Annotated in this window: 17 protein-coding genes and 1 pseudogene; 5 read left to right on the plus strand and 13 right to left on the minus strand. The window is 71.6% G+C overall.

Going from position 1 to position 26877, the window contains the following annotated elements; translation table 11 throughout:
• Positions 1 to 31: 31 nt before the first annotated feature.
• Both H0H10_RS36230 and H0H10_RS41360 read right to left on the minus strand, forming a co-directional pair.
• A complete protein-coding gene (locus H0H10_RS36230; protein ID WP_188185438.1) occupies positions 32 to 1237 on the minus strand; it encodes a cytochrome P450 in 1206 nt (401 codons plus the stop codon).
• The gene (locus H0H10_RS41360; RefSeq protein WP_373566963.1) at positions 1237 to 1605 is read right to left on the minus strand and encodes a DUF1259 domain-containing protein; all 369 of its coding nucleotides are present in this window, start codon (positions 1603 to 1605) and stop codon (positions 1237 to 1239) included. The genes H0H10_RS36230 and H0H10_RS41360 overlap by 1 nt, the downstream gene beginning before the upstream one ends.
• A gap of 109 nt (positions 1606 to 1714) precedes the next feature.
• Between H0H10_RS41360 and H0H10_RS36235 the strand changes: the two genes are divergently transcribed.
• Positions 1715 to 2674, plus strand: coding sequence for an alpha/beta hydrolase family protein (locus tag H0H10_RS36235; protein ID WP_188185439.1), 960 nt, complete (start codon positions 1715 to 1717; stop codon positions 2672 to 2674).
• 50 nt (positions 2675 to 2724) lie between these two features.
• Here the strand turns inward: H0H10_RS36235 and H0H10_RS36240 are convergent, their stop codons facing one another.
• From H0H10_RS36240 to H0H10_RS36260, 6 genes and pseudogenes are all read right to left on the minus strand, one after another.
• A complete protein-coding gene (locus H0H10_RS36240) occupies positions 2725 to 4176 on the minus strand; it encodes a sugar porter family MFS transporter (protein ID WP_188185440.1) in 1452 nt (483 codons plus the stop codon).
• Positions 4177 to 4476: 300 nt separating this feature from the next.
• Positions 4477 to 5202 (minus strand): dienelactone hydrolase family protein, encoded by a 726-nt coding sequence (locus H0H10_RS36245; protein ID WP_188185441.1) that lies wholly within the window; start codon positions 5200 to 5202, stop codon positions 4477 to 4479.
• A 204-nt stretch (positions 5203 to 5406) separates the two neighbouring features.
• The gene (locus tag H0H10_RS36250; protein ID WP_188185442.1) at positions 5407 to 5679 is read right to left on the minus strand and encodes a hypothetical protein; all 273 of its coding nucleotides are present in this window, start codon (positions 5677 to 5679) and stop codon (positions 5407 to 5409) included.
• 91 nt (positions 5680 to 5770) lie between these two features.
• Positions 5771 to 6143 (minus strand): annotated as a pseudogene (locus H0H10_RS40375) (NF041680 family putative transposase); the annotation flags it as partial.
• Positions 6144 to 6984: 841 nt separating this feature from the next.
• A complete protein-coding gene (locus H0H10_RS36255; protein ID WP_188185443.1) occupies positions 6985 to 7614 on the minus strand; it encodes a DUF4291 domain-containing protein in 630 nt (209 codons plus the stop codon).
• A gap of 273 nt (positions 7615 to 7887) precedes the next feature.
• Positions 7888 to 9090: an erythromycin esterase family protein gene (locus tag H0H10_RS36260; protein WP_188185444.1), complete on the minus strand. Its 1203-nt coding sequence runs from the start codon at positions 9088 to 9090 to the stop codon at positions 7888 to 7890.
• Between the two features lie 58 nt (positions 9091 to 9148).
• On the opposite strand from H0H10_RS36260, the gene H0H10_RS36265 reads away from it, so the two are divergent.
• Positions 9149 to 9895: a TioE family transcriptional regulator gene (locus tag H0H10_RS36265; RefSeq protein ID WP_188185445.1), complete on the plus strand. Its 747-nt coding sequence runs from the start codon at positions 9149 to 9151 to the stop codon at positions 9893 to 9895.
• Positions 9896 to 9938: 43 nt separating this feature from the next.
• Here the strand turns inward: H0H10_RS36265 and H0H10_RS36270 are convergent, their stop codons facing one another.
• From H0H10_RS36270 to H0H10_RS36290, 5 genes are all read right to left on the minus strand, one after another.
• Positions 9939 to 11492, minus strand: a complete 1554-nt coding sequence (locus H0H10_RS36270; protein ID WP_188185446.1) for a PQQ-dependent sugar dehydrogenase — start codon at positions 11490 to 11492, stop codon at positions 9939 to 9941.
• An 83-nt stretch (positions 11493 to 11575) separates the two neighbouring features.
• Positions 11576 to 13810 (minus strand): glycoside hydrolase family 3 N-terminal domain-containing protein, encoded by a 2235-nt coding sequence (locus H0H10_RS36275; RefSeq protein ID WP_188185447.1) that lies wholly within the window; start codon positions 13808 to 13810, stop codon positions 11576 to 11578.
• A 186-nt stretch (positions 13811 to 13996) separates the two neighbouring features.
• On the minus strand, positions 13997 to 15124 hold the full coding sequence (locus H0H10_RS36280; RefSeq protein WP_188185448.1) for a glycoside hydrolase family 12 protein: 1128 nt from the start codon (positions 15122 to 15124) through the stop codon (positions 13997 to 13999).
• Positions 15125 to 15319: 195 nt separating this feature from the next.
• Positions 15320 to 20500, minus strand: coding sequence for a trypsin-like peptidase domain-containing protein (locus tag H0H10_RS36285; protein WP_188185449.1), 5181 nt, complete (start codon positions 20498 to 20500; stop codon positions 15320 to 15322).
• 69 nt (positions 20501 to 20569) lie between these two features.
• Positions 20570 to 20899 carry a trypco2 family protein gene (locus tag H0H10_RS36290; RefSeq protein WP_188185450.1) on the minus strand — a complete coding sequence of 110 codons (330 nt, stop codon included), beginning with the start codon at positions 20897 to 20899 and terminating at the stop codon, positions 20570 to 20572.
• 316 nt (positions 20900 to 21215) lie between these two features.
• On the opposite strand from H0H10_RS36290, the gene H0H10_RS36295 reads away from it, so the two are divergent.
• The 3 genes from H0H10_RS36295 (at position 21216) to H0H10_RS36305 (ending at position 26872) form a co-directional block, all read left to right on the plus strand.
• Positions 21216 to 23420 (plus strand): discoidin domain-containing protein, encoded by a 2205-nt coding sequence (locus H0H10_RS36295; protein ID WP_188185451.1) that lies wholly within the window; start codon positions 21216 to 21218, stop codon positions 23418 to 23420.
• Positions 23421 to 23552: 132 nt separating this feature from the next.
• On the plus strand, positions 23553 to 25721 hold the full coding sequence (locus H0H10_RS36300) for a discoidin domain-containing protein (RefSeq protein WP_188185452.1): 2169 nt from the start codon (positions 23553 to 23555) through the stop codon (positions 25719 to 25721).
• Between the two features lie 71 nt (positions 25722 to 25792).
• On the plus strand, positions 25793 to 26872 hold the full coding sequence (locus tag H0H10_RS36305; protein ID WP_188185453.1) for a DUF1996 domain-containing protein: 1080 nt from the start codon (positions 25793 to 25795) through the stop codon (positions 26870 to 26872).
• Positions 26873 to 26877 lie beyond the last annotated feature (5 nt).

Consider the following 26877-nt stretch of genomic DNA (forward strand, 5'->3'; position numbering starts at 1 on the left):
GACCCGTGCCGCTCTCGTCCGGCAGGGGTGCCTACCAGGCCACGGGCAGCTCCAGCGGGAACCGCCTGATCGTCTCGGTGTCCCACCGCAGTTCCTCGGGCGCCACCGCGAGCCGCAGCTCCGGAAAGCGTTCCAGGAGCCGCCCGATGGCCACTTCGAGCTCCGCCATGGCCAGGGGCATCGCGATACACCGGTGCCCTCCCCAGCCGAACGTCATGTGCGGGGTGTTGGGGCGGTCGAGGTCGATGACGTCCGGGTTCGGATAGCGCTCCGGGTCGCGGTTGGCCGTCAGGTAGGACACGTGGACGAAGTCCCCCGCCCGGATGTGCGCACCGTCCAGTTCCAGGTCCTCCAGAGCCACCCGGGGGATACCGATGCCCTTGCGGAACGGGATGTAGCGGAGCATCTCGTGCAGGACGTCCGGCAGTGTCTCGGGCCGGCGCCTGAGGTGTTCCATCAGCTCGGGACGTGTCAGGAGCAGGTAGGTGATGTCGCTGATCTCGCACGTCGCCGTGTCCTGGCCGCTGAGGGCCAGCATCAGCGCCATGACCGCCAGTTCCTTGTCGTCGAGCTGCTCCTCGCCGTCCCGCGCCGCGGCCATCGCGCTGATGAGGTCGGTGCCGGGGGAGTGCCGGCGCTGTTCGACCAGCTTGGCGAAGTAGGCCGTGAGGTCGGCCTTGGCGGTCACGGCCGCCTCCTTGCTGTCCGCACCGACGACCAGCAGCTGGTGCACGGACTCCTGGATCCGGGGCCATTCCTGCCGTTCGATGCCGAGCAGGTCCAGGACGGTGTGCTGGGGGAGCGGGTCGGAGACGTGCCGGACCAGGTCCGCGGGCGGGCCCTGCCTCTCCATCTCGTCCAGGAGGAGATCCGCGAGCCGCACGATACGGGGCCGCATGGCGTCCACCTGGCTCTGGGTGAAGGCCTGCGAAGCCAGGTGGCGCACGCGGGTGCTGTGAGGCGGGTCCATCACGTTGATCGACTCGGGGGAGACGATGGGCTCCGGCGTCATCCGGGGGTAGTCGAGACCGATGATGCCCGCCCGGCTCAGCCGCTGGTCGGTGGTCACCTGCTTGACGGCGTCGAATCCGGTGACCAGCCAGGCGTCGGCGTCCCCGTAGGGGAGCCGGATCCTCGTGGGGCCGTCGCGACGCATCAGATCAGCGAGCGCGGGGTCGAAGTCCAGCGCTTCGCTGAAGTCGAAAGGGCAGACGATCGTCTCTTTGTCCCCGGTCATCAGCCGGCTCCTCCAGGCATCGGTACGACGTGGGTGGCGTCCACGGCCCGGCGAAGGCCCTCGGCGAGCCCCACGGCATCGCCGGCGGCCCCGTAGTGGACGAAGAACTGGCGCGGTTCGTCGGTCGGGACGGTGGCGGCCAGCGCCGGAGGCAGGGTCGCGTCGTGCCTCCTGGCGTGATCGAAGCACGGAAGTGCGAACGGACTGATGACGCGCGCCCTGGTGTTCGGCCAGGTGGGTCCAAAAACCGCTGACAGGGGTGTCGGGCAGGGGCTGCCGGACCGGCGGATCGGCGAGGGCCGGATGCGCCCGCCGCGTGCTGTCCCCGACGGCCGTTGACAAAGCGGAACGCTGCTCCGTATGTTAATCGGAACAGTGCTCCGGTTTCAGTCGCGGCGGGAACCGGATGCTCGTGACCGCCTCACCCGCCGGCCGGACGAGACCGGCGGCGGAGGCCGTTGAAGGGAAACACGCACCATGAGCGAATCGACTCACCCGGCCGACACCTTCGGCTCGCCCACGCCGGTCCTCTCCGTCAGCCCGGTGGTGATGTCGGTGCCCGGGCGGGCCGTCGACCTGGAGATGCGGGTCTCGGCGCCCGTGACCGGCGGCGACCTGCCGGTCATCCTCCTGTCGCACGGACTCGGCTTCTCGAACAACCTCTCCTCACTGAACGGCTACGCTCCGCTCGCCCACTTCTGGGCGGCACACGGCTTCGTCGTGATCCAGCCCACCCACCTGGACTCCAGGACGCTGAGCCTGGATCCCGACGCCCCCGGGGCGGTCCCGCACTGGCGCTCACGGGCCGAGGACATGAAGCGCATCCTCGACCGGCTCGACGTGATCGAGGCCGCCGTCCCGCAGCTCGCCGGACGCCTGGACCACGACAAGGTCGCCGTGGCCGGGCATTCGATGGGCGGGCACACCGTGAGCCTGCTGCTGGGCGCCCGGCTCACCGATCCCCGCGACGGAACCGAGGTGAACCTGGCCGAGCCCCGGATCAAGGCGGGCGTGCTGCTCGCCGCACCCGGCCGGGGCGGCGACGCCCTCAGCGAGTTCGCGGCCGAGAACTACTCCTTCTTCCGGACCACCGACTTCTCCCGGATGACGACGCCCGCGCTCGTGGTGGCGGGCGACAAGGACCACTCCGAATTCCTGACGGTCATGGGCGCGGACTGGCACGCGGATCCGTACGTCCTCGCCCCGGGCCCCAAGTCCCTGCTGACCCTGTTCGACGCGGAGCACGGGCTCGGCGGGATCTCCGGGTACGACGTCGCCGAGACCACGGACGAGAACCCCGGGCGCGTGTCCGCGGTGCAGCGGCTCACCTGGGCCTACCTCCGCACCGAGCTGTACCCCGGGGACACCGCCTGGAAGGTGGCGTGTGACGCGTTGACGGCCGGCCCCGACCCCGTCGGACGAGTCGAATCCAAGTAGGCCGCCGCCTCGGCGACCGGCACGCCCGCGATGAGGCCGGCGTGCCGGGATCAGCCCCGCTGCCCGGTCCCGACCGGCCTCCGCCGTCGTCCGAAGCGGGCCTGCAGCTCCATGTCGACCTCGTCGTAGTCACGCCCCTTGGTCTCGGGCACGAACCGGCCGACGAACACCAGGCCGGCCACGCAGATCACCCCGAAGAGCCAGAACGTCTCACCCTGGCCGATGGCACCCGCCACCGGCAGGAAGGCCTGGCTCACCACGAAGTTCGACAGCCAGTTGACCGTCGTCGAGGCGCTGGAGCCGACCGCCCGCGCCGACGGCGGGAAGACCTCACCGACCAGCACCCAGAACACCGGCCCCACACCGCACGCGTACGCGGCGATGTAGAGGACCATGAACACCACGGAGAGCTCGGAGGGCAGCCCGGCCACGAAGCTCAGGCCCAGCAGGGCGAGCGTGACGAGCATCCCCGCCAGCGAGCCGGTCAGCAGGCGCCTGCGCCCGATCCGGTCCACGAGCTTGATGGACACCAACGTCATGACGAGGTTGATGACACCGATGAAGACCGAATAGAAGATGGAGTTCGAGGCCGTCAGACCGGTCTTCTCGATGATGGTCGGCGCGTAGTAGATGATCGTGTTGATGCCGCCGAACTGCTGGATGGCGGCCAGCGTGAGACCGACGATCAGCGCGGGGCGCACGGCGGGTGCCGTCAGGGCCCGCCACCCCTTCCGCTCCGGGCGGCCGGCAGCACTCCCGGAGCGCTGCTGCTCCTCGTGCCGGCTCCTGAACTTCGCGATCAGCCGGTCGGCCTGTTCCTCGCCGGTCACCGAGGCGATCAGTTTCCGCACCTCCGCGGTGCGGTGGTTCCTGATCATCCACACCGGGGATTCGGGAACGACGAGCAGCGCGCCGAGGACCAGAAGACAGCCCGGGATCAGACCGATCGCGAACATGGCACGCCAGTCACCGCTTCCCGAGAACGCGAGGTCGACGAGGTAGGAGACGAGAATGCCGACAGTGATCATGAGCTGGTTCGCGCTGAGGATCCGGCCCCGGATCTCCGCCGGAGCGATCTCCGAGAGATAGACGGGGACCGTGGCCGACGCTCCGCCGACGGCCAGGCCCAGCACCACGCGAGCGCCCAGCAGCATCCCGTATCCGGTCGCGGACACCGCGATCACCGTACCGACGACGAAGACGACGCCCTCCAGGGCCAGCGTCCTCCTTCGTCCCAGACGGTCGGCGATCCGGCCGGCGGTCAGCGCACCCACCATCGCCCCGATGAGCAGGACGCTCACGATGCTTCCCTGCTGGGCCGCGTTCAGATCGAACTCGCGCGTGACGAAGAGCAGCGCCCCGGACACGACACCCGTGTCATAGCCGAAGAGGAATCCTCCGACCGCGATCGTCGCGGTCCACCGGAAGATCTTCCGTTTCCCGGCGGCCGGGATCACCGCGAGAGGGCCTTGGACCCCCGGCTCCCGGGTGAAACCTTGCATACCGTCATTCCCCTCGGCAGATTCCGCACGCTCCCGCAGAGGTGTTCCGGGCTGCCCGAGCCGCTAAACGGACGGCCGGGGGCGTCAGCGCACCGGGTGGGCGCGGACCACGGTCTGCTGCACCGTCGAGCCGTCGCCGGGTCCCCGAGGAACCCAGCCCGCTGGGGACCGGCTGGGATCGCCGACGGCGTACAACTCCAGGACTCGTTCATCGCCTTCATCGACTACGGCCAGGGACCCTTCGAGTCCATCTGCGCAGCGGCGTCGGCACGCGGTCCGGGATCGTGGTTGCCGACCAGATCACTCCGTTACGGGCAGGCACTCGGCGAGCAGGTCGACGACGTCCCGCCAAGCCCGCTGCGCGTGCTGCGGGTGATAACCGACCCCGGGAAGCACGATGTGGTCGACCGGTGGGTGATGGAAGGCGTGCAAGGCGCCGCCGTAGACCACGAGGCGCCAGTCGACGCCCGCAGCCTGCATCTCAGCGGTAAACGCGTTCCGTTGCGCGGGCGGCATGATCGGGTCTTCCGATCCGACCCCGGCCCACACCGGGCAGCGAATCCGCGCCGCCTCGCCCGGTCGGCCCGTGGTCAGTCCGTTGACTGTCGCGATCGCGCGCAGGTCGACGCCGTCGCGCCCGAGCTCCAGCGCGATGGCGCCGCCGGTGCCGTAGCCGACGGCGGCGATCCGGTCCGGGTCGGTCCGCGGCTCGGCGCGGAGCACGTCGAGCGCCGCGTGGCCGATGCCTCGCATCCGGTCGGGGTCGGCGAGCAGTGGCATGCAACGGGCCAGCATCTCCTCAGGGTCGCCCAAATAGCGCCCGCCATGGAGGTCGAAGGCCAGGGCCACGTATCCCAGCTCGGCGAGCGCATCGGCCCGGTGGCGCTCGACGTCGCTGAGCCCCACCCCCTCGGGCCCGACCAGGACCGCGGGCCGGCGGTCGACACCGGCCGGGAGCGCGAGGTGCCCGATCATTGTCAGGCCGTCGGCCGCGTATTCGATCGTGCGCGTTGTAACCGTCGTCATGAGCCCGGACTGTAGTGATCGTCGAGCCCGGTCGGGCTGGTGTTCTGCTGCTGGCAGAAGGCAGGTCTCCGGCGTATTCCGGAACCACCCCGTCAGCGGTTCAGCTCAGATCCTGTGAACAAACCGCCGTCCGCCCGAAAGGGCGGGCGCACCGGACGCCGCTGCTCGCAGACGGGGTTTGTTCACAGACTCTGACCTTGTCGTCTAGCCACAGGTGTTCGGCGGGGTCGAGGCAACGGTGACCCGGGCGGTCCAGGACCTGGGTTCCCGGGGCGGCTCCCAGGTCACGTCGACGCGTGCTTCGTGGAAGTCGTGTGCGAGTCCTACCACCATGGCCGCCGCGGCGGCCATGGCCTCGGCTGGGCCGGCATTGACCGGAACCTCGGCGAGGCGCCCGCAGAGCATCCCGCCTTCCGCGGTGAGGACACTGTGGCGCCAGCCTTCACGTGTCGCGAGCAGGACGATGCCTTTCGGCATGCCGAAGGGAGTTCGCCTCTTCTCCCGCTTTGGTCTCACCATGAAGCCATCCAACCTCGCCGGCTTCCTGACGGTACAGACGGGCGGAGCTTCAGGCGCCACGGCGGGGCTTGGTGCCGACCTTGTGGTGGGCGGACGGCTGAACGCCTCGCCGGTGGCGAGGACTCTGCCCACCTCGTGGCGGGTTGCTGGGCGGTGATTCTTCGTGCCCGGCGGCCTGCCTGGGCCGGGCCGGGCCGTTTCGGTGCACTGGCGGGTGAGCCGGCCTTCGTGCACAGGTTTCTGAACCCACTGCGGACGCGGGCGGGTGTCAGATTGTTCGGCTCGGTCGGCTTCTCCCAGGGCCTGCGGAGGTCGGCGGCCAAGGGCCGGGCGAGCCTGAGCTGGGCGTAGGCGGCGATCACGAGCCAGGTCCACCGGTCGGCCGCTTCCGAGTTGCCAAGCCGCGGCTTGGTCCAGCCGACTCACCGCCGTCGGCTCACACCCCAACGATGGCGTTGTCCGGACTGCATCAGGCTGCTGGCCCGGGCCAGGCGCTTGCGTTCGTAGGCGGCGAGCGCCCGGGGCAGGGGCGCGCCGTGCCGCAGGCCGGATGCGACGGCCTCGGCGATGGCGGGCGGTTCAGCCGCTCCTTCGCCGGCCAGCTCGTGTAGAGGCCCACAAGACCGGCCATCCGGTGACAGAAGAACGGCCCCGCCCGCTCGGTGAAGCGGCGGGGATTCCTGTCCTGTGCGGTCATCAACGAACCTGTCGGCTTCACGGCGGGACGGCGCCCGCCTTGGCCGAACGGGCCTACTGTCCGCGGGCGTCCCGCTGCTGCTGCCTCTTGCTGGTCCTCCGTGGACGCCGCCGCGCCGGCGGCCGCCGCCGGGTCACCGCTCCCACCGGATCGGGTACGACACTGTGGGCTGCGGCAGCTTCTTCACCCGTATCGCCGGGACGTCGTCGAACCGGATCGGGTACTTCACCATCGACTGCGGCCGCGGGTCCATCGTGAATGCCCGCGAACCGGTGTCCCGTCAGAGCGCACGTACGGCCGCACCCAAGGCATGCAAGCCTCCCCCTCGAAGCGAACTCCCCGCCGACCGCCCATGGTGACAGGGGGCACTGACAAGGAGTCAGCACAGCACCACACGAGGTGATCAAGGAAGAGGCGAACAGGCCAGGTCAGGGAAGACGCCGGGGGCTCCGCCCCCACACCCCCGGCCACCCGCCCGCATTGGCGGTATCCCCAGGCCGTCAGGGCACCCCCCTTGCAGACGTGGCCCTTGACCTTAGAGGTCATCTCAATTGGTGGGTGCTGACCTACCGGTGTAGGTGGGCCAGAGCCTCGCCGCTCACGGGGTAGGTACGTTCACGCGGCAGGAGTTGCCGGGCGACGTCCAGCTCTCCGTTTCGTACATGGGCGTGGATCATGCGGGCCAGCGGTGTGACATCGGTTATGGAGACGATCCACTCGTCGGCATAGCGATGTGCGGCTTCGCCGGTGAGGCCGAGCTGCAGTGATCGGTGCGGAAGTGGCTGGAGGTGCAGGTCGCGTTCGGGGTCCCACTGCACCCGGGCGGGAGCCCGCCTCAACTGGCGCTGCCACGTGGCGCGGTCGGTGTGGAGGCCATGCTCGTAATGGGACAGGCAGGCGTGTTGCAGTGCCCACTCGAAACCCTCTCGGGTGATCTCTACGGCGAGGACGCTCTCCTGGCCGTCCTTGCTGCCCCATCCACAGCGGTACATCATCCACAGGAACGACGGCTTGATCCACGTCATTCGGTCCCGCTTCCACTCCGCTGGGAAACGGCCGTCTCGGGCCGCCGGCAGACCGATCGCCGGCGAGTATGCCTGGTAGACGGTGATCGTGCGGTCCGTGTGCAGGGCTCGGATTTGGTGCTTGGGTTCTGTCACTGGATCAGGGTGATCACCCCGCTCCACGCACGCCATCGAATTAGCGCGACGGGAGGCCACCGAGTCTGCGGTAGCAGATGAGGGTGCAGGCGATGCTCGTGAAGGCGAGGAAGTGGTCGGCCTTGCGTTCGTAGCGGCGGCTCCGCCTGATGCTCGCGGGCCTGACCGACGAGGCCGTCACCCACCGGCTACAGCTGTCCGCCCGCAGCGTCCGGCGCCGCATACGGGCGTTGATGGACCGCGCGGGAGTGGCCGCGCGGATTCAACTGGGCCGGCAGGCACGGCATCACGGGTGGGCGCAGGCCGGCATCAGCTCTGCCGGACGTCCTTGACGAACACGATGCCGTCGCGGTCCGCCAGGTGGGCCGGGTCGAGCGGGGCGTAGCCGAACCAGGGGGACACGCGGGGCGCGGGCGGCGTGTCGCCGAGGGCGGTGGCCAGCCGCGGGGCGTCGACGAGGCAGTGGTCCTCCGGGAGCGTGTACAGGAGTCCTTCGACGGTGTCCGGCGCAGGTGTGTCCACTCCCCGGTGCCGGATCGTGCCGAGGGCCGTGGACAGGAAGGCGTACTCCTTGCCGACCCGGGCGCTCACCAGCGCACCCGCGCTCCACCACTCCACCGGCCCCTGCCACAGCTGCATCGTGCTCTTCTCCCGCTGCAGATGGGAGTTCTGGGCGTGGACGAGTGCCGGGCCCCGAGAGGCGACGGCGAGGAGGTTGTCGGCCATCATCAGGTCCCGCAGCGCGCACAGCCGTGCCATGCGGGCCGGTGAGGTGTCGGCCATCCAGTGGTGGTAGCGCAGCAGGCCGGTCGCGGTACGCCCGTACAGGCGCGCCCGGTCCCAGTCGTCCGGCGAGGTCGTCACGAGCAGGTGCGGCGTCTGCTGGTCGAGCAGTGCCACCAGATCGTCGGCGAGCAGCCGCAGCCGGCCGGCTGCGGCCGACTGCCCCGTCGACCGGGACGGGTCGGTCATCGCGGCGGGATCGGTCCACCGGTCGTCGGCGCCGAGCAGGCGGTTGAGGGTTTCCGCGGTGCAGGGCAGCAGATCCGCGTCCACCCGGGCCGCGAGGTAGCCGTGCAGCGCGGTGAGGGCCTGCCGGGGGCTCGCGGCGGCGGTGAATTCCAGCGGGCCGTCGAAACCGGCGAAGCGGAGCCGTTCGGACGCGGGCCGGCCGTCGTTGTAGGCGCGCATCCAGCGCACGAGGTCACGGTTGGCCGCGAACGCGCCCCAACCGTGGCTGATGCCGCGCTCCATGACCTCGTCGAGGGTGCCCTTGCCCGATGTGACGTAGTCGTCCACGACCAGGCCCATCATGCAGTCGCTCTCGATCGCGATCGTCCGGTAGCCCTCCTGCTCGACGAGTTGCCGGAAGAGCTCGTTGCGCAGGTCGAGCAGAGTGTCCTCGCCGTGAGTGGGCTCGCCGAGGGCGAGCAGCCGGGGCCGGCCGGGGAGCAGCCCCATGACGGCGGCGGCATCGACGGCATGGGTGGTGTCCTTGATGTCGGTGACCATGCCTTCAACGGTATCGTTGAACATCCGATGGAAGCTTTTCCGCGATAGCCTCAGTCAGATGGGCAAAAACCTTCAAAGTGGTGGGCGGTTCAGGCCGATCGACCTGGCGCGCGGGCACGGTCTGTCCACGCAGGCGGTCAGGAACTACGAGGAGGCCGGCATCCTTCCGGCCGCCGGTCGCACCGCCCACGGCTACCGCACCTACACCTCGCTGCATGCGGCGGCCCTGCGCGCGTTTCTCGCCCTGGTGCCCGGTCACGGCCACCGGACGGCGGCGGCGATCATGCGGGCCGTGAACCGGGGCGCGGCCGACGAGGCGTTCCGCCTCATCGACACCAGCCACGCCCAGCTCCTCGACGACCGGCGGACCCTCCAGGCCGTGGAGAGCGCCCTCGGCGACCTGGAGCCCGCCACGGTGCCCGGGCCCGGTGCGGGGTCCGAGCCGGCCGTGGCCGGGCCCGGCGGCACGTTCATCGGGACGCTGGCGGGGCAGCTCGGAATCCGGCCCGCGACGCTGCGCGCATGGGAGCGCGCCGGGCTGGTGCGCCCGCGCCGCGACCCGCGCACCGGCTACCGCGTCTACGACGAGGCCGACGTACGGGACGCCCGGCTGGCCCACCAGCTCAGGCGGGGCGGCTATCTGCTGGAGCAGATCGCCCCGTTGATCAGCCAGGTGCGGGCGGCCGGAGGGCTGGAGCCGCTGGAGGCCGCACTGCGCGACTGGCACGGCCGGCTGTCCGCCCGTGGCCGGGCGCTGCTGACCGGAGCCGCGGCGCTGGAGGAGTATCTCCGCGAGCTCGGATGAGACTCCGGCTCGACATCTCCGGGAACAGCGGCTCGCCGGCCGGTCATGGGCTGCCGAGGGCGCAGGCGTCCCCGTTGAGCATGAAGCGCGTGGGCGGCGACGCGTCCCCGGTGTGGTCGGCCAGGTAGCCGAGGGTGATGCTCGCGCCCGGAGCGATCGTGGCGTTGTACGGGGCGTTGGTGGCCGTGACCGTGTTGCTGCCCTGGGTCAGGTCGGTGTTCCAGTCGGAGACGACGGTCTGACCGAGGGCCAGCGGGAACTCCAGCGTCCAGCCGTTCACCGGAGTGCTGCCGGTGTTGGTGACGGTGAGGTCGACCGTCGTGCCGGTACCCCAGGTCTTCACGGTGCGGTCCACACGGCAGGTGGGTTCCTCGCGTGTGAACGACACGCGGTGCAGGCCGCCGGGCAGGTCGTTGACCACGTAGAACTCGCCGTCGGCGGTCGTGCCGATCGACGTCACCTGGGTGGGCATCTCCCCGATCTCGGCCTGCTCGTAGCCGCCCCTGCCGTCGGGGCGCAGCGCCCACACCGTGGACGAGCAGTAGTCGGTGGCGATGTACGTGCCGCCGACCAGGCCGGCGTACTTCTCGCCCCGGTAGACGCGGCCGCCGATGACCGAACAGCCGCCGGTGTACGGGGAGTACGTGAAGACCGGCTCGGTGTACGTCTCACCGGGTGTGCAGTGGCCGCCCTCGAACTTCTCCAGGCCCTCGTAGCAGGACCAGCCGAGGTTCAGCCCGCCCCGTCCGGGGGCGATGTGATCGACCTCCTCCCATCGGCCCTGGCCGACGTCGCCGATCCACATCGAGCCGTCGGCGTCGTCGAAGGAGAACCGCCAGGGGTTGCGCAGCCCGTACAGCCAGATCTCCTCGCGGGCGCCGGCCCTGTCCACGAACGGGTTGTCGGCGGGGACGCAGTAGGGGAGCGGGCCGCAGGTGCGGCTGACGTCGATGCGCAGGATCTTGCCCAGCAGGGTGTCCAGCCGCTGCCCGGCGCGGAAGGGGTCCCCCGAGCCGCCGCCGTCGCCGATGCTCCAGTAGAGGTTGCCGTCGGGGCCGAACGCGAGCTGGCCGCCGTTGTGGTTGCTGTACTCGGCGTGCTCCTGGGAGAGCAGGACCTCCAGGCGGGACTCGTCGAGCCGGTAGCGGGCGAGGGTGACCGCGCCGTCGGGCAGTGCCGTGTACGCCAGGTACAGGGACCGGCTGTCGGCGAAGTCGGGCGGGAGGGCGATGCCGAGCAGGCCGCGTTCGTTGCCCGACTCGTCGACGGACGAGGTGATGTCGATGAGCGGGGTCCGGGCGAGGCCGGTGTCCGGGTGGTAGACGCGTACGGTGCCGGACTTCTCGGTGATGAAGAGCCGGCCGGTGCCGTCGTCGGGGGCGACGAGGGCGGTGGGCCGTCTCAGCCCGGACGCGACCTGGGTGGTCGTCGCACTGAGCGACGGCAGGGGCACGGGGTATGTGCCTTCGGCCGCCGATGTCCGCGGTGGCGTGGTGTCCGCCGCCGGGAGGGGGCGGGCCGCGGCGCTGGGCAAGGGGATGAGGGCGGTCAGCAGGAGGGCCAGTAAGAAGGGCCCGATCCAGCGGTGTCGTGACATGTCGGCTCCGGAGACGAGGATGCTGGTACGGCGGTGGTGTGTCTGTGGGGCATGAGGGTGACCGGACGGCGGTCCGGGGTGTGTCAGCTGCCGGTGCAGTGCACTGCGGGGGTGCCCGCGGTGCCGTTCGCGGTGAAGCCGAACGAGGTGGTGGCGCCGGGGAGCAGGGAGCCGTTGAAGGCGGCGTTGCCCACGACGGCCCGGCCCTGCGCGGTGGTCAGGGAACCGTTCCACAGGCTGGTGATGGTGGCCCCGGCCAGGTCCCAGTCGACCGACCAGCCCGTCAGGGGAGCGGAGCCGGCGTTCCTGACCGTGATCTCCGCCTGGTACCCGCCCTGCCAGGACGAGGTGGTGCGGAACTGCGCGGTGCACTCGTCCTGTGTCGGCGAAGGCGTGGGCGTGGGCGTGGGCGTCGGCGTCGGCGTGGGGGTGGGCGTCGGGTCCGGCTCCGTGCCGGCGTAGGTGAGTCCGTGCCCGTAGGGGAAGAGCGGGGTCTTGCCGTCGCCCTCGTTGACGGGCTGCTGGGACGCGCTGCTCATCCAGGACACCGGCAGCCTGCCCGTGGGGGCGTGGTCGCCGAACAGGACGTCGGAGACGCCGGCGCCCTCGGTGCCGGGCAGCCAGGCGGCGAGCAGCGCCTTCCAGTCGGGCAGCTGGGCGGTGATGTCGAGCGGGCGGCCCGAGACCAGCACGGTGACGACCGGCACCCCGCTCGCCTTCAGCCGGGCGAGGGTCTGCAGGTCCTCCTGGTCCAGCCCCATGCCGCCGGGCCGGTCGCCCTTGCCCTCGGCGTACGGTGTCTCGCCGACGACGGCGACGGCGGCGCTGTAGTTGGAGTCGATGCCGTTGCCGTACCGGTCGTAGGTGACCCGGGACGGGTCGGTGACGGCGGCGCGGATGCCCTGCAGGATGGTGGTGCCGTCGGTGACCGGGCCGCTGCGGCCCTGCCATCCCACGGTCCAGCCCCCGCTCTGGTTGCCGATGTCGTCGGCGGACTTGCCGGCGACGAACACCTTGGCCGACTTCGCCAGCGGCAGGATCCCGCCGTCGTTCTTCAGCAGCACCTGCGAGGCGCGTACCGCGTCGCGGGCGAGCGCGCGATGTGCGGCCGAGCCCACCGTGGAGGTGTAGGAGCGGTCGGTGAACGGACGCTCGAACAGGCCGAGTTCGAACTTCTTGGTGAGGATGCGGCGGTTGGCGTCGTCGATCCGGGACTGCGGGATCCGGCCCGCGGTGACCTCGCCGCGCAGCAGGGAGAGGAACTTCTTGTAGTCGTGCGGGACCATCACCATGTCGACGCCCGCCGCGACGGCCGTACGGATCTCGGCGCCGGTGAAGCCGCTCTGCCCGTCGAGCTGGTCGACCGCGGCCCAGTCGGAGACGACGAACCCGCCGAAACCCAGCTCCCCCTTGAGCACGTCGGTCACCAGGTACTCGTGGGCGTGGGACTTGACGCCGTTCCAGCTGCTGTAGGACAGCATCACCGCCCCCACCCCGCGGCGCACCGCCTCCCGGAACGGCGGCAGGTGGACCGCCCGGAGTTCGGCCTCGGACAGCTCGGTGTCGCCCTGGTCCACGCCGCCGGTGGTGCCGCCGTCGCCCAGGTAGTGCTTGGCGGTGGCGAGCACCGAGGCGGGGCCGGCGCCCAGGGTCTCGCCCTGCAGGCCGGTGACGAACGTCGCCATGTCCGACGCCAGCCCGGGAGTCTCGCCGAAGGACTCGTAGGTACGGCCCCACCGGTCGTTGCGGGCCACGCACAGGCACGGCGCGAAGTCCCAGTCGATGCCGGTCCCGGACATCTCCTCGGCCACCGCCCGTCCGATGCGCTGGACGAGTGCGGGGTCACGGGTGGCGCCGAGGCCGATGTTGTGCGGGAAGAGGGTGGCCCCGCGTACCGCGTTGTGACCGTGTACGGCGTCGATGCCGTAGATCATCGGAATGCCGAGCGGCGTGGCCAGGGCGGTGCGTTGCAGGGAGTCGTAGGTGTCGGCCCAGGTCCGGGCGTTGTTGGGGCTGACCGTGGAGTCGCCCCCGGACAGCACCGATCCGATGCGGTACGTGGCGAGGTCGGACTGCGGTACCAGCGCGTCCTTCTCGATCTGCGTCATCTGGCCGAGCTTGTCGTCCAGCGTCATGCGGGACAGCAGGTCGTCCACGCGGTCCGGCACCGGCAGGGAGGCGTCCTGGTAGGGAAGGACGGCGGCGGACGGGGCGGCCGCGGGCTCCGGGGCGGTGGCGGCCGACCCGGTGAGGGCCAGGACCACGGTGCACAGGAGCAGGGCCGTCGCCGGGCGGCGGCGGGCGGGCAGGAGGCTCATGCGGGTGGGCCTTTCCGGGAGTGGTCCGGGGTCTGGGCGGCGCCGGGCGCGCTCCGGGGCCCGCCCGGTCGGGATGGGAGCGGGGCGGACGGGCGCCGGAACGGGTGGGTGCGGGGCGTGGCCGTGGGCCACCGGGGCGCTGCGGCCCCAGCGGCACCGCGGGGCGCACGCCTCGCACCGCAGGCGTCACCCGGTGGTGCAGGCGGAGCCGTTCAGGCTGAAGCCGGCGGGCGCGGCGAAGTTCCCGCCGTACGTGCCCTGGAACCCGAAGGACACCGAGCCGCCGGGCGCGATCCGCGCGTTGTGCGTCACGCTGCTCGCCGTGACCGCTCCGGAGGACGGGGAGACGCCCGCGTTCCAGGCGCTGGTGATCCGCTGCCCGGCAGGCAGGGTGAACGCGAGCTGCCAGCCGTCGACGGGGGAGGAGCCGGTGTTGGTGACGGTCACGTCGGCGGTGAAGCCGCCCGGCCAGACGTTCGTCTTGTACGCCACCTTGCAGCCGGCCGGTTCGCCGGGGCCGCCCGGGCCGCCGTCGCCCGTTTCGATCGTCGAGGAGAACGAGGTGACCGCGAGTCCCGCGCCGTTCTCCCAGGGCTCGAAGCCGGCCTGGATGCTCGTCAGGTACCAGTCGTCCTCGGCCAGTCCGCGGGAGACCGCCTGCTGGACGAAGTCCATGACGTCGAAGCTCCAGCTGCTGATCGCCGACGGGGCGACGAAGGACAGGACGTCGTTGGAGCCGTTGTTGCCGGACCACACCTGCCACTGGCGCCCGGCGACGGTGGCGGTGCCGGTCTGCGAGCCGACGGGCTGGACGGGGCCCACCTTGTTGAACCACACCATGATCTCGGTGCGGTTGACGCCGTCGGTGCGGGGTTCCGGATCGAGCCAGATGTCGTACGCGGCGTCGTACACCCCGCCGCTCACGTAGCTGTAGGAGATGCTGGTGGGCGCGCTGGAGACGGTACTGAGCCGGGCCGGGAGGCTGGTGCCCGGCGAACAGTTGGTGTAATGGCAGCCGTTGAAGACGGAGGGGTAGGACTTCGGGGCGCCGTTCGTCGGGACCGAGCCGTCGGCCCGGTCGATCCTGAAGCCCGAGTCCGTGGCGGTGATGCACTGGGGCTCGCTGATGCCCCAGCGGTTGTTCTGGACGATGTAGCGGCCCTGGATCGTGGTCGTTCCGAAGGGTTCGCAGATCGCGGTGTCGGCCTGCGCTGCCGACGCGGTGCCCAGAAGCGCCGCCAGCGCGGCGAGTACGGTGAGCAACGCGCTGAACAGGCCGAACGCCCTGCGGGCAGGGTGCTTCGACGGTCGCATGCGGGTCCTCTCGGGGGAGGGGGAGCGCCGGGGCTGGAATGGGAGCGCTCCCATGGCTGGCTCCCAGGGACTGTAGAGACAGGCTCATGTACCTGACAAGACCGTCGGCGTGAGCCCGTCGAATCGGGTGTCGAAGCCCCAGTTCAGGCGTGTGAGCCGATGTCCCGGCGCCCGGGAGGGGATTGCCGACGGCCGTCAGGTGATGGACCTCCGCCACCGTGCCGCCCACGTCTGCGCCGCCTCCGCCTCGTCGTCCCTGCCCAGTTCCCGGAGCGTGCGGATCCGGCCGTCCAGGACTTCCAGGAGCTGCGGTGCGTACGCGGCGGGATTCTCCTCGGCCGGCCGGGTGAAGAGGTCCACGGCCTCGTCGTACGCCTCCAGGGCTTCGGTGTGCCGTCCCAGTCGCCCGTGACAGAGCGCGGTCCGGTGGACGGCGCCGAGCAGTTCGAGCGCGATGTGCGGGTGGTCGGAGAGGGGGCGCAGGACGGCCGTGGCCTCCCGCAGCGGGTCCAGCGCCTCGGCGGGCCGGTCCAGGGCGCTCAGGCAGGCCCCGGCGATGTGCAGCATGGAACCCAGAGCCGCGAGGGCCTCCGGTTCCCCGGGCCATTCGCGCTGCCGGTCCGCCGCCTCCTGCGCCACGGCCAGTGCCGCCCGGAACGCGTCCAGGACTTCCTCTTCTTCCTCGCTCTCGGTGGTCAGAGCCGTGTTGAACAGGTGCACGGCCTGCAGGGCGACCGCCTTGGCGAGCATCGGCCGCAGCGAGGGGTCCTCGGGGAGCGCACGGAGCAGGCCGACACACCGGTCGGTGTGATCGCCGAAGGGCTCGCCGAGCTGGGCACCGCACTGGGCCAGCACCAGGTGCGCGCCCGCACGGAAGAAGGCGTACGCGGACGTCGTGCTCGCCGCGGCCGGCAGCCTCAGCGTCTCCTCCGCCGCCTCCCGCGCTCCCCTCTGGTCACCGAGGGCCAGCAGGCATTCGGCCAGAAGCACGAGCGTCCTGGCCCGTGGTACGACGACGGCGGCCGCGGCGTCGGCCGGGACGCCCGCGAAGAGCCGCACCGCCATGGCGAGCCGTTCGGCCGCCACGTCCGGACGGCCGAGCGCGGTGTGACAGGTCCCCTGGACCGTGAGGAACTCCGCCCGCAGCAGGGCCTGGCCCGCATCGGCCTCGTCCTCGGGCCGGCCCATCGCTTCCGCCAGCTCCCGCAGGGCCTCCGCGGGCCGCCCCAGGCCGGCGAGGCAGAGCCCGCGGCTGTAGTGGAGCCTGCCGCGTGCGGCGCGGACGACCGGGTTGTCCGCGGGATACCCGCGCAGGTCCTCGGCCGCCCGGTCCAGCGGGTCGAGCGCTTCCTCGGGGCGTCCGGTGTGGATCCGGCTCTGGGCCAGGGAGACCAGTGCTTCCGCCCTCCCCGGTCCGGTCACGGCGTGTCCTCCCTCCTGCTCGAGCGCGTCGAAGGCGGCGACCGCACGGGCCGCCGCGCCCTCCGCCCCGGCCGGGTCGCCCGTGATGATCAGCGCGGCGGCCAGTGCGGACAGGGCCATGCCGCGCACCGTGTTCAGGACCGGGTTGTCCACGGGCAGTCCCGCGAGGACGCCTTCCGCCTCGCGCAAGGTCGCGAGTGCCAGGTCGTGGCGGTTCAGGCGCTGGTGGCACAGTCCCGTCAGGCTCAGGGCGTGGGCGAGGCCGGCCCCGGCCTCGTCGCCGCCGTCGGCCGCCGCGCGCCACAGCGCCACCGCCTGCCGGGCGGCCTCGGCGGCCTCCCGCGTGCGGTCGAGGACGAGCAGGGCCGTGCCCAGACAGACGAGTGCCGCGGCCTCGGCCGGCTCGTCGCGCTCGTCCTCCCCGGCCGCACCCAGCAGCTCGACGGCCCGCCGGGCAGCGCCGAGAGCGCGCGCGGGGCCGTCCCTCTCCTGAGGGAACTGGGCCCAGGCGAGGTCGGTGAACACCTGGGCGGCGAGTCCGGCGTACTGGCCGTCCTCCGCGGCCAGTTCCTCGAAGGCACCGGCGGCGAGCCGGAGGGCATCGAGCGCCTCCTCCGGCCGGCCGAGCTGGAGCAGCCACGAACCGTGCGCGGCGGCGGCGCCTCCCAGTTCGGGCCGAAGCCGCGGGTGACGCCTCGCCAGCTCGCTGTAGAGGGCGACGGCCTCCTGACCGTACCCGACCGCCTCGTCGAGCCGGCCGGCGTCGCACAGCAGGTCGGCGAGGTCGCCGAGAGCCGAGGCCAGTGCTGTACCGGGGGCCGGCGGGAACACCTCGGCGTACCGGTGGTCCGCGTCCTCGGGGGCGTACGCCGCGTGGTCCTCCGGCAGGAGCGCGCGGCGCTCGTCCACGTGCTGCCGCGCATAGGCGATCGCATCGTCGAGGCGGCCCGCCTGACTGCTGTAGTCGGCGAGGATGCCGAGACCCCGGGCGAGCACCCAGCGTTTGTCCGGTTCCGCGGGTACGACGAACCGGCGCAGGAGCGCGACGCTCTCGGCCGCCGGCGCGAGCGCCACCTCGGGCCGGCCCGTCCGGGCCAGGCCACCGGCCAGGACCCTCAGCTGCTCGGCCTGGGTGAACGCCAGATAGCGGGCCTGGTTGGCGGCGAGGCGCGGGATCAGCATCGGGAACAGGGCGTTCCTGACCCGGTCGGGGGCATGGGCGCCGAAGCCCTGGACGGTGCGGGCGACGGCGAACTCCAGCGCCCCGGCGTCCTGGTGGGCCTTGGGCCGGGCCGGGTCCGAGCCCACGCACCCGCAGTAGCCGTCCGCGCCCGGCCCGGCTTCGGGCAGGGGGTCCGACGCGTCGCCGGCGCCCGACGCGGCACCGGCGCCCTGTTCCGCGTCGAGTCTGCGGGCCAGGTCGAGCAGGAGGTCGCGCAGCTCCTCGGTCCACCAGCCCGTGTCGTGGAACTGCATGGCCCGTACGAGCGCCCGGGCGGCCTGGGCCTGCTGCCCCAGGTCGGCATGGCACAGCGCCAGGTTGATCAGCGCGTCGGCGCAGGCGGGCCGGTGGCCCGGATCGCGGGCGGCGAGCCTCTCGTAGTGCCCGGCGGCGTCCTGCAGCCAGGGGAGCGCCTTCCGGAAGGCGCGGCCTCGGGCCAGGCAGGTGCCGAGGTTGTAGGTCACCCGTGCCCGGGCCGCCGGGTCGTCCTCTGCGCACTCCGCGCAGGCCCGTTCGGCATGCCGGGTGGCCTCGCCGGGCTCGCCGAGCGCTTCGTGCTGAGCCGTCAGGTCGGTCAGCAGGCCGACGCGGGCGGCGCGTTCGCCGGCCGTGAGGTCGGTGCGGGCGTCGTATCCGGCGAGCGCCAGGGCGGCGACCCGGCGGCGCAGGGCGGTCACCGACCGGTCGCTCCCGGGCCCCGGGGGACGGTGCCGGACGGCGGCGGCCGCCGCGGCCAGGGAGCGGTCGGCGTCGAAGGAGGCGCAGCGCTCGACGGCGGTGTCCAGCAGCACCGGCAGCTGGGACTGCGGCTGTGCGGCGGCCTCGTCGACGAGCGTGCCGAGCCGGGCGGCGAGCAGGCGGTGCAGGGCCGTGCGCACATGGCGGCGGTCCTCCTGACGGGCGGCGAGCTGGAGGGCGTCGAGCATGCGGACGGTGTGATCCGGGGTGCGCGCGGGATGCTCGTACAGCCGCTGGACCAATGGGGACAGGCGCTCCCCCGCGTCTTCCAGCAGCTGTTCGGCGAGCAGGTCGGGTGCGAGGGGCGCCAGCCGGCTGCCGGGGCCGGCGAAGAGCTCCTGCAGCCACTCCGAGGTGCGGACGCGGGAGACGGGGTCGCGGCGGTCGAAGCCGTCGAGGGCGGTGAGCAGTTCCACCGCCTCCTCGCGGGTCGGCGTGGTGAGGGTGACGAGGACGACCGCGTGGTGCGGGGCAGCCTCGCCGAGGCCGGCGATGCCGTGCGCGGCGAGGCGGCGCTGCCACCGGGCACGTTCCCGGGCGACGAAGAGTTGCAGGGTGCCGGCGGCAGTGGGGGAGGTCTGGCCGCGCAGGGCGAGCAGCACGGCGAGGTGCACCTTGAGGGGGTTGCTGTAGCCCTCGTCGCTGAGGTCGGGCAGCACCGCGGGCACGGTGCCGTCGCCGAAGGCCGTCAGCGCCGCCCGCGCGTGCGTGACGCGGTCCGGCGGGCGGAGCCGGCCGGCCGCGAGCGGGATGACGTCGCGGGTTCCGTGGGCCACGAGGCCGGAGGTGGTCCGGTTCAGGTCGGTCCACCAGGTGACGGAGGCGGGCAGCGGGGTGCCGGCCCGGGGGTCCGGGGCGCCGCCCGGCGCACGGTCGAGGATGAGCAGGCGCAGCGGCGCCCCGCGTCGTCCGGGCTGTGCGAACCGGGCGAGCAGACGGCCGATGTCGTCGGTCAGACCGTCGGGGTAGTCGATCACCATCAGGGTGGGCCAGACGAGTTCGATCCGGGTGGAACCGGCGCGGGCCAGCTCTCCGAGGCCGGCGAACCCCGCCGACCACCCCTGCTCGGTCACTTCCCGGCACAGCTGGATCCCCAGTCGTGTCTTGCCGGCGCCGGCGTCGCCGGTGACCACCGCCACGCTGAACTTCTCCGGACCGGCCCACCAGCGGCGCAACTGCCCCAACTGCTCCTCCCGGCCGACGAAGCCGACCCGCTGGTGCCTGGGCTGCAGCAACTTGAAGTCCGGGACGTCCGGGGCATCCAGATCCTCCCAGGCTGGGGTGAGGAACCCGCTCGCCCACGCGTCGAGTTCACGGACCTCCGGCCACGGATGGACCTCCTCGACATGATGGGCGTACACCCGCACCAGGTCGGCGAAGCCCGGTTCGTCGAGCAGCCGCGAGACGGATACCGCTTCCAGCCGCCGTCCGCCGAACATCACCGGGTCCTCGACCACCACGCCGAGCAGTTCCCGGCCCCGGCCCAGGAGAACGGCGCCCGACATGCCCTGCCAGGCGGAGGCCGAGGCGCCGAGGGAGACCGGGGGCGCCCTGGTGATGTCGACGTGGTACCGCCCGCCGAGGGCACCGGTCGTCCGGCTGATCCGCCCCTCCAGGGTCTCGGCCTCACGCGAGCCGTCCGCGCGCTGCTGGGCCCGGGGGAATCCGTGCGCGCAGCACTCCACGCCGCTGTCCCCGACCCGGCCCCAGCGCAGGGCGCCACTGTCGGGCGCGTTCCGCCAGGGCGACGAGGCCACCCGCAGCAGCGCGGCGTCCAGGGTGCCGGTGGGCAGCCAGGCCACGCGGGCATCCTTCTCACGCTCATCCCCGAAGAGCCGTACGCGGTACGGCGGCCCCTTGTCCAGCACATGACGCGCCGTCAGCACCAGGTCGTCGGCAACGGCGTAGCCGGATCCGTAGCTCACCCCGTGCCGGTCTCCGGCCCAGACCTCGACCACGCGGTGGACTCCCCGCCGCCGCAACTCGTCGTCCATCGCACGGCTCCCCCCTGTCGGCACGGAACGCGCCCCGGCCCCCGGGAATCCGGTCGCGGCCTGCCGGCCCTACTCGGGCCGCACGATGTGTGGCCGTACGGACATGTCGTCGCCCACCCGGACTCGCTGCCCGTCGGGCGCGTCGGACAGCCGGGGTGTCAGCGTCAGGGTCAGCCGGTGCGTCGAGCCCCGGCGGTGGTCCGCGGTGGCCTCCGCCGTCAGCACACTCCAGAAACCGGCCTTGGCGCCGGCCCCGGCCCCGGTGCTGAGCGTGACCTCCAACTCCAGTACGACAGAGTCGAGTTCGAACTTCACCTGCTCACCCTGCCCGGCCGCCATCGCGTCCTGCAGTTCGCGACGCAGGTCGGTGATCGCCTCCGCCAACGGGACTTCTGTCATGCAGTCACCACCAGAGCCGATGGGAAACGGGCTTTGTCACCACATAGGGCCAGACGAGTGTATGGCTCCCCGGAGGGCCGTGCCCAGCACTTGCGCAGCTCGTATGTGTGATCGATCCGCGGCCACGGCAAGGTGGCGACGGCCGCCCGGCGCGGGGCGGCGGCCTGTGCCGGGCAGCGTCAACAGGTGCTTAATGCAAGCCAAAAGAAAAGCCTTGTCGTACTCCTTGACCACAACTGCCGCTGCGGGCAAGGTTCCGGGGAGCGCTCTCTGGCCGAGCGTCCTCCCACCACCGGTCCCACGTCGAGGAGACCTCATGCCCCCAGCCGGCATACCACCAGCACCACTCGCGCCACCGCCGTCACAGAGACCCGGCCGCCGCAGCGTCGCCGGCGTCGTCGCCGCCGCTCTGGCAGCCGCCCTGCTCGGCCTCGTCCCCGCGACACGGGCCGAGGCCGCCCCCGTGCTGTTGTCGCAGGGCAAGCCCGTCACCGCGTCGAGCCAGGAGCACTACGGCACTCCGGCCACCGCGGCCGTCGACGGCGACAACGGCACCCGCTGGTCCAGCGCCGCCTCCGACCCGCAGTGGATCCGCGTCGACCTCGGTGCCCCGGCCTCCCTGTCCCAGGTCGAGCTGCGCTGGGAGGCGGCCTACGCCAAGTCCTACCGGATCGAGACGTCCCAGAACGGCACGGACTGGTCGACGGCCTACTCCACGACCACCGGCGCCGGCGGCACGGAGACCGTCGACGTCTCCGGCACCGCCCGGTACGTCCGCATGCTCGGCACCGCCCGCGCCACCGGATACGGCTACTCGCTCTGGGAGTTCAAGGTCTACGGAACCACCGGCGACGACCCGGGCCCGGTCATCCCGGGCGGCGGCGACCTGGGCCCGAACGTCCACGTCTTCGACCCGTCCACGCCCGGCATCCAGGCCAAGCTGGACCAGGTCTTCCAGCAGCAGGAGTCCGCGCAGTTCGGGTCCGGCCGGCACGCCTTCTTCTTCAAGCCGGGCACCTACGACAACCTCAACGCCCAGATCGGCTTCTACACCCAGATAGCCGGCCTCGGCCTGCGCCCCGACGACACGACGATCAACGGTGACATCACCGTCGACGCCGGCTGGTTCAACGGCAACGCCACCCAGAACTTCTGGCGGGCCGCGGAGAACCTCGCCGTCAACCCGGTCAGCGGCACGAACCGGTGGGCGGTCTCACAGGCCGCCTCGTTCCGCCGCATGCACGTCAAGGGCGGCCTCAACCTCGCGCCCAACGGCTACGGCTGGGCCAGCGGCGGCTACATCGCCGACAGCAAGATCGACGGCCAGGTGGGCAACTACTCGCAGCAGCAGTGGTACACCCGCGACAGCTCCATCGGCGGCTGGTCCAACAGCGTGTGGAACCAGGTCTTCTCAGGCGTCGAGGGCGCTCCCGCCACCAGCTTCCCCGAGCCCCGTTACACCACGCTCGGCACGACGCCGATCTCCCGCGAGAAGCCCTTCCTCTACCTGGACGGCAACGAGTTCAAGGTCTTCGCCCCCGCCAAGCGGACCAACGCGCGCGGCACCACCTGGGCGAACGGCACCCCGCAGGGCGAGTCGATCCCGCTGAGCAAGTTCTACGTCGTCAAGCCGGGTGCCACCGCCGCCACCATCAACGCCGCGGTCGACCAGGGCCTCCACCTGCTCTTCACCCCCGGCGTCTACCACGTCGACCGGACGATCGACATCGACCGGGCGAACACCATCGTGCTGGGCCTCGGTCTGGCCACGATCATCCCGGACAACGGCGTGACCGCCATGAAGGTCGCCGACGTGGACGGCGTCAGGCTCGCCGGCTTCCTCATCGACGCCGGACCGGTCAACTCCCCGACACTGCTGGAGGTCGGCCCGCAGGGCGCGAGCGCCGACCACGCGGCGAACCCGACCACCGTGCAGGACGTCTACATCCGCATCGGCGGCGCGGGCGCGGGCAAGGCGACCACCAGCATGGTGATCAACAGCCACGACACGGTCATCGACCACACCTGGGTGTGGCGGGCCGACCACGGCGACGGCGTCGGCTGGGAGACCAACCGCGCCGACTACGGGGTCCGCGTCAACGGCGACGACGTCCTGGCCACCGGCCTGTTCGTCGAGCACTTCAACAAGTACGACGTCGAGTGGTACGGCGAACGCGGCCGGACGATCTTCTACCAGAACGAGAAGGCGTACGACGCCCCGAACCAGGCCGCCATCCAGAACGGCACGACGAAGGGGTACGCCGCCTACCGGGTCGACGACTCCGTGGACACCCACGAAGCCTGGGGCCTGGGCAGCTACTGCAACTACAACGTCGACCCGACGATCCGCCAGGACCACGGCTTCAAAACACCCGTCAAGCCGGGGGTGAGGTTCCACAGCCTCCTCGTGGTCTCCCTCGGCGGCATGGGCCACTACAACCACGTCGTCAACGACACCGGCGCTTCCACGGTTCCCGCCGGCACCACCACCGTGCCGTCCACCGTCGTGTCCTATCCCTGACCGGTACGTCCGTCGGCCGCACCTCCCCTCCGGGCCGGACGACACCCCTCGCGGCCCGGCCCGGAGGGGCCCTCACGCGGTGCGCGCACCGCCCCGCCCCCGTCGGCTCTCCCCAACCCGCCAGGAGCAGATGTGTCCAGACCCCCCGCGTACCGCGGATCGACCGGCCGCAGAGCCGGCGTCCCGCTGCTCACCCTCGGCGCGCTGCTGGCGTCGTCGCTCGCCCTCGCCGCTCCGCCCGCCCGAGCGGCGGAGACCCTGCTCTCGCAGGGCCGGCCCGCCACCGCCTCCTCCCAGGAAGGCGACGCCTACGCCGCCTCCGCGGCCGTCGACGGCGACCTCACCGGCACCCGCTGGGCCAGCCGGTGGAGCGACCCGCAGTGGCTCCAGGTCGACCTCGGACAGCGCGCGGACCTCAGCCGCACCGTGCTGACCTGGGAAGCCGCGTACGGCAAGAGCTACCAGATCCAGGCGTCCGACAACGGCACGGATTGGCGGACCCTGAAGACCGTGACCGGTTCCGACGGAGGCACGGACGAGGTCGCCGTCTCCGGATCCGGCCGCTACGTCCGCATGCTGGGGACCGAGCGGTCCGGCGGCTACGGCTACTCCCTGTGGGAGTTCCAGGTGTACGGGACCACGGACGGCACACCGCCCGCCACAGGAGCGGTCGAGGTCACCGGCTCACAGGGGAACTGGCAACTGGCCGTCGGCGGCCAGCCGTACACCGTCAAGGGCCTCACCTGGGGCCCCGCCATCGCGGACGCCCCGAAGTACATGCCCGACGTCAAGTCCATGGGCGTCAACACCATCCGCACCTGGGGCACCGACGGCGGCACCAAGCCGCTGCTGGACTCCGCGGCGGCCAACGGCATCCGCGTGATCAACGGCTTCTGGCTCCAGCCGGGCGGCGGCCCGGGCAGTGGCGGCTGCGTCAACTACGTCACCGACACGACGTACAAGAACAACATGCTGACCGAGTTCTCGAAGTGGGTGGAGGCCTACAAGTCGCACCCCGCCACACTGATGTGGAACGTCGGCAACGAATCGGTCCTCGGCCTGCAGAACTGCTACAGCGGCACGGAGCTGGAGACCCAGCGCAACGCCTACACCAGCTTTGTCAACGACGTCGCGAAGAAGATCCACAGCATCGACCCCGACCACCCCGTCACCTCCACCGACGCCTGGACCGGCGCCTGGCCGTACTACAAGCGCAACGCACCCGACCTCGACCTGTACTCGATGAACTCCTACGGCGACATCTGCAACGTCCAGGAGGCCTGGGAGGCGGGCGGCTACACCAAGCCGTACATCATCACCGAGGGCGGACCGGCCGGTGAGTGGGAGGTGCCGGACGACGCCAACGGGGTCCCCGACGAGCCGACCGACGTGCAGAAGGCCGAGGGCTACACCAAGGCCTGGAACTGCGTCACCGGCCACCGGGGCGTCGCCCTCGGCGCCACCCTCTTCCACTACGGCGTCGAGCACGACTTCGGCGGAGTCTGGTTCAACCTCGTGCCCGACGGCCTGAGGAGGCTGTCCTACTACGCGGTCAAGAGGGCCTACACCGGATCGAGCGCAGGCGACAACACCCCGCCCGTCATCACGAACATGGCCGTCACCCCCGCCTCGTCGGCCGCGGCGGGCGGCGAGTTCACCGTCCGCGCGGACGTCCGCGACCCCGACGGCGACCCGGTCACGTACAAGGTCTTCCTCAGCGGCAACTACGCGAGCGGCGACAAGCGCCTCGTCGAGGCCGAGTGGCGGCCCGCCGGCGACGGCACCTTCGTCGTGACGGCCCCCGAGAAGCTGGGCGTCTGGAAGGTGTACGTCCAGGCCGAGGACGGCCACGGCAACGCCGGCATCGAGACCGAGTCGGTCAAGGTCGTGGCCCCGCCGGTCTCCGGCACGAACGTGGCCCTGAACAAGCCCACCACGGCCTCCTCCTTCCAGCCCTCGTACGGCGACTGCCCGTGCGAGCCCGCCAAGGCGACGGACGGCAGGGCCGACACGCGCTGGGCCAGCGACTGGAGCGACCCGCAATGGATCAAGGTCGACCTCGGCGCCGCCACCCCCATCCGCAAGCTCCAGCTCGTCTGGGACCCCGCCTACGCCAAGTCCTACGAGGTCCAGGTCTCCGACGACGGCACCACCTGGCGCACGGTCCACACCACCACCACCGGAAACGGTGACATCGACACCATCGACGTCGCGGCGACCGCACGACACGTACGACTGCACCTGACGGCGCGTGGCACCGGTTGGGGCTACTCGCTGCACGAGTTCGGCATCTACAGCTGACGACGGCGAAGGGCGCCCGGCGGCGCCCTTCGCACCACCCCCACTTGGCACCTCAGCGGGCAGGAGGCCCCATGAGACCACGTTCGAAACTCCCCGCGCTGCTGCTCGGCGGCGCACTGTTCGCCGGCGTGCTCGGCGTCGGCACCGTCGCCACGGCGGCGGGTCCCGGCGGCGCCCCTGCCGCTTCGGCCGGCGCTCACAGCGCGCACACCACGGCGGTGTCGACCCGGGCGTCCGCCGACGACCCCGACGGCGACGGCTACATACCGGCCGTTCCCCAGGTCACCGGTGTGACCCCGTCCGTTGCCACCCCGCCGCCGCGCTACCACAAGGAGTTCCAGGCCAACTGCGCCGTCACACACACCGCGCCGGACGACCCGATCGTGTACCCGGGGCAGCCGGGCAAGTCCCACGACCACACGTTCATGGGCAACAAGACGACGCACGCCGGCAGCACGACGGCGAGCCTCTACGGCGGCGACACCACCTGCCGGGCACCGGCCGACGCCTCGGCGTACTGGATGCCGTCCCTGTACAAGGGGGACGAGAAGATCCTGCCGGTCGGACCCCAGGTCATCTACTACAAGGCCGGAGTCACCGACTACACCAGCGTGCGGCCCTTCCCCAAGGGGCTGCGGTTCGTCGTCGGCGACCCGATGCAGAGCGCCCAGGAGTTCCGCGGCCACAAGGGTTTCGTCGAGGGCTGGGAATGCGGTGACAGCTTCTTCAACGTCGACATCCCGGCGAGCTGCCCGAGCCGGCCCGACGTACAGCTCAACATCCGCTTCCAGGCGCCCAGCTGCTGGGACGGCAAGTACCTCGACACCCCCGACCACAAGAGCCACATGGCCTACCCGGTCGTCAAACCCGGCACCAACGACAACATGTGCCCGGCCTCCCACCCGGTCGCCCTGCCGATGATCGAGTTCAAGATGGCCTTCCCGGTCAACGGCGACATGAGCGACGTCCGCCTGGCCAGTGGTCGCGGTTACTCCTTCCACTACGACTTCTTCAACGCCTGGGAGGAGCGGACTCTCAAGGCCTTGGTCGATCACTGCATCGTGGGCGGCCTCCAGTGCGACACGCGGGGCTACGACCAGAACCACCCGGAGCGCGGCGCGGTGCTGAACTCGGACCACCGGCTGCCCTGAACGCA

The sequence above is a fragment of the Streptomyces griseicoloratus genome, from assembly GCF_014534645.1.
GTDB lineage: Bacteria > Actinomycetota > Actinomycetes > Streptomycetales > Streptomycetaceae > Streptomyces > Streptomyces griseicoloratus.